We start from the raw sequence: 1322 nt of genomic DNA on the forward strand, positions 1-1322 counted from the left end.
CTGAGGGGCTCCGAATTTTCCGGACTCGACCCAAATGAAACTATATCATGCCGCGACCCGATTATCGAACCATTCCTCTAGCACCTCCGATGGTGGGCGATATCCCAACCCAGAGTGAAGTCTTCGCCGGTTATAGAATCCCTCGATAAATTTGATCAGCTCGCGCCGCGCTTCGGCACGCTTGGCGAATGCCCGGGGATGAACCATCTCCGTCTTCAGCTTACCGAAGAACGATTCCGCCATCGCATTGTCGAAACAACTCCCAGCGCGCCCTACGGACTGCCTGATGTGGTACTCACCGAGTGTCTCACCGAACTCGATCGACGTATATTGACTCCCACGGTCGGAATGAAAGATCGCCCCGTCGGGCATCTCGATGCGAGCCACGGCCATATCAATGGCCGCACACACCAAGCGCGCCGGATATCGCACATCCAGCGCCCAACCGATCACGCTCTTGCTGAAGCAGTCGATAACCGTCGCCAGGAAAAGCGGACCCTCACCCGTATCGATCTGCGTGATGTCACCGATCATCTTCTGGCCGGGCGCCTCCGCGCTGAAGTCGCGTCGTACCAGGTCAGGGATCGGAGCCGCGGTCCTGTCCGCGATCGTCAGCCCTCGGCGTCGCTTGACCTGCACCGGGATCAGGCCCATCTGGCGCATGAGCTTGCGGACGAGTTCGTCGTCCACCTCGACGCCGGCGCGCCTGAGCTCCGCATGAACACGGCGGTACCCGTAGGTCCGGCCGGATTCGGCGAACACGAAGTCAATCAAGGGTTTGAGGTCCTCGCGCCGCTGCTCGGCCGCCGACATCGGGCGCTTCTCCCAGTCGTAGTATCCAGATTTCGACACGCCGAGTAAGCGGCACATCATGATGATCTCGAAGTTGGCCTTCTCAGCGAGAATGAGTTCGTACTTCTCGCTTACGGGAGTTCTTTCGCAAAGAAGGCCGCGGCTTTTTTCAGAAAAGCGTTCTCCTGCTCAAGCTCCTGAACGCGTCGTTCCATCTCCTGGAGCCTGGCGCGGTCGATCGCGGCGCGGGCCTCGTCAGTGGTACCCGAGTTCTTCGACTTCTCGGCCTTCACCCAATTGCGAACCGTCTCTGCGACCAGCCCGAAATCGCGGGCAACCTGTGCAGGGGTCTTCCCGTCTTCGACGACGGCCCGCACGACTTCGGCCCGCAACTCTGGCGGATATATTCTCGGCTTCTTCGCCACGTGCTTCCTTCCCGGACTGCCTCTGACCCTACTTGGGTCCGAGTCCGGAAGGTTCGGGGCACCTCAGTTCCTGCGTTTGGCCGAGTAGCGTTTCCATTCCCTCAG

2 protein-coding genes are annotated in these 1322 nt (G+C 60.1%); both read right to left on the minus strand.

The window, feature by feature from the left end; all coding sequences use genetic code 11:
- Window positions 1-45: 45 nt before the first annotated feature.
- Window positions 46-906 carry an IS3 family transposase gene (locus ABN273_RS59185; RefSeq protein WP_349458594.1) on the minus strand — a complete coding sequence of 287 codons (861 nt, stop codon included), beginning with the start codon at window positions 904-906 and terminating at the stop codon, window positions 46-48.
- A 17-nt stretch (window positions 907-923) separates the two neighbouring features.
- Complete coding sequence (locus ABN273_RS59190; RefSeq protein ID WP_349458593.1) at window positions 924-1217, minus strand: transposase; 294 nt, start codon at window positions 1215-1217, stop codon at window positions 924-926.
- Between the last annotated feature and the right edge of the window lie 105 nt (window positions 1218-1322).

The organism is Nonomuraea sp. B19D2 (assembly GCF_040137845.1).
GTDB lineage: Bacteria > Actinomycetota > Actinomycetes > Streptosporangiales > Streptosporangiaceae > Nonomuraea.